The following is a 2,310-nucleotide window of genomic DNA, read 5'->3' as shown; positions in this document are numbered from 1 at the left end:
TCCTCAAAGCTGAGTATAATTCCCTGGAAAAACAGTGGTGTGAGGTTGATTAAACAAAGTAGAAGTCCCGGCGCAGCCTATGCGATCGCCGTTCCTACTTTCATGAGGGTGCAAAGCAGTTTTTGTGAGGATAGGCTGCCTGAAATTACTTATGAGCGCAATAACTATTGATCTCTTCGACTAAAGCTTTATCTTTTTTCCTCACCTGGGTCAAAAATTTAAGCCCTGACTTTATGGCTTGTGCATCTTGCCTTTGGATAGCACCAGCTATTTTTCGGAAAGATTTGCCGATATCGCGATACATGATCGCAAAGCTCGATCGCATACCTTGTAGTTTCTCATCCTTAACTTCGATTGCTTTGAGACTAAGAGCCACCTTGTCAAGCTCAACAGCTGCCTTAATCAATGCTGACGGTTTACCTGTCTTGGCATCTTTGGTAACTGCGTCAGCCTGATTGATTATATTGCTGAGCTTATTGCACTGAGTAACTTTACTTTCACCGCAACTAACAACCAGACAACCGATCGCGACAGTATGCGGAAGGATGACAGCATACCGAGAAAAGCGCATCCCCGATCTCCTAAAGCGTTTCTGCAAAGTTTTTGAGAGCAAATTTAAATAAATCCGTTCTAGCTCCTGCTTTCGCCCATCTTCGCCATCAAGCGCTCTAAAGCATCCGTAAGATACGCCAGTTGTTCTAGCGACTGCTCTTGATTTTCCGCTAGAGTTTGCAGCGCATTACCCAGCGCTAAAATCTGATAACCTTGCTGTTCCACTTGTTTAGCTTGTTCCTGCGCTTGATACGATAGAGCATCTATCCGCTCAGTCAGACGGTCAACTGTCTCGCTTGTAGCGATTACAGTTTCTGCCATCTGCTCAAAAATGGACTCCAAACGACTGATTCTGACTTCCACTCCTCACAACCCTTTCTTAACTCACCTTACTTGCCACCGATCGGATGTGGCTGTAGTTTAGCTGACTCTACAAGCGAATTGCCAACCTTTGCAGGGAGAGGGCAGAGGGGTAGAGGGAAATTTTGACTTTTGGCTTTTGACTCTTCCAGCCCCCTCTTCCTCAATCCGTAGAGGTACTCAAAGAACGTGCCTCCCCTTTTAAGTAGAATCCTGATTTATACGGACAAACTTCACAATAACTTTACAAAAGCTGGCAATATGAGCGGAATCGATGAAGATTTAGCAAATTGGGGCTGCCGATCGTGTCGCTTCCGAAAAAGTAACTATACGATTTGGATCGAATCTAAGTGATTTTACGGTTGTCTTATTTAGGAACCCGTTATGATGAGCCATCCAGTACTGTCTCCGAGCGTTATTCCTTCAGCAATATCTACATCCGTATCTTTTCCGGTGCATTACTACGTACATCCTTCGGCTAGATCCATTTTTAAACGTTTACTGGATATAGTGGGCAGTACAGTAGGTTTACTGATCCTGGCAGTGGTTTTTGTGCCGATCGCGATCGCAATAAAACTTGATAGTCCCGGCCCTATATTTTACACCCAATACCGCTGCGGGCTGCGGGGTCAAGCTTTTAAGCTCCGTAAGTTTCGCTCGATGGTCACAAATGCCGAAGCCCTGAAATCGCAGATTAAGAATGAAGCTAAAGGGCTAATCTTTAAAAATGAAAACGACCCCCGCGTCACCAGAGTAGGCCGTTTTTTACGCAAAACAAGTCTAGACGAACTGCCGCAATTTTGGAACGTGTTGGTAGGTGAAATGAGTTTGGTTGGTACTAGACCGCCCACCTTTGATGAAGTCGCTCATTACAACGAGCATCATTGGCGCAGATTAAACGTTAAGCCTGGTTTGACAGGTGAATGGCAGGTTAACGGTCGTTCTTCGGTCAAGGATTTTGAAGACATCGTTCTGCTAGACCTACGCTATCAAACAATTTGGACTCCTTTGTACGACATCGCGTTAATTCTCAAGACTATCAAAGTTGTGCTTGCTCGGAAAGGCGCTTGTTAAATAAGACAAAAGTATTTCCAGACACAGCCTGGAAACGAAGGCCAAAAATATTTTTGACTTTTGACTTTTGACTTTTGACTTTTAACTTTTATTTGTGCCGTTTCTGATGCCATTGCCAAGCGTGCAGTAAAAACTCCCGCAAATCTGGGTACTGAGGAGACCAGCCCAGATTTTTTCTTGCTTTATTGTTGATTTAGCTCAAAATAATTTGTCTGGCTTGATTTTGACACTCCTCGGTCTAAAGACACGAGGATTCTTGCTTCATAGGGATGCCAATAAATTTACCCGAACTCTTGCATCTTCACCGTTTGCCCAACGGCTGCG

At 44.4% G+C, this 2,310-nt stretch carries 3 protein-coding genes; 1 reads left to right on the top strand and 2 read right to left on the bottom strand.

Annotated elements, in window-relative coordinates; translation table 11 throughout:
• Positions 1-145: 145 nt before the first annotated feature.
• Entirely contained in the window at positions 146-571 is a 426-nt protein-coding gene (locus tag H6S82_RS29685; RefSeq protein ID WP_190465126.1) for a hypothetical protein, read from the bottom strand.
• Positions 572-630: 59 nt separating this feature from the next.
• Entirely contained in the window at positions 631-915 is a 285-nt protein-coding gene (locus H6S82_RS29680; RefSeq protein WP_322111911.1) for a hypothetical protein, read from the bottom strand.
• Between the two features lie 381 nt (positions 916-1,296).
• Here H6S82_RS29680 and H6S82_RS29675 point away from each other — a divergent pair, with 381 nt between their 5' ends.
• Positions 1,297-1,986: a sugar transferase gene (locus tag H6S82_RS29675; protein WP_206756629.1), complete on the top strand. Its 690-nt coding sequence runs from the start codon at positions 1,297-1,299 to the stop codon at positions 1,984-1,986.
• Positions 1,987-2,310 lie beyond the last annotated feature (324 nt).

The sequence above is a fragment of the Planktothrix sp. FACHB-1355 genome, assembly GCF_014748295.1.
Taxonomy (GTDB): Bacteria; Cyanobacteriota; Cyanobacteriia; order Cyanobacteriales; family Aerosakkonemataceae; genus Aerosakkonema; species Aerosakkonema funiforme_A.
The sequence above is the reverse complement of the archived record's forward strand: the minus strand, read 5'-3'. Positions and strand labels throughout refer to the sequence as shown.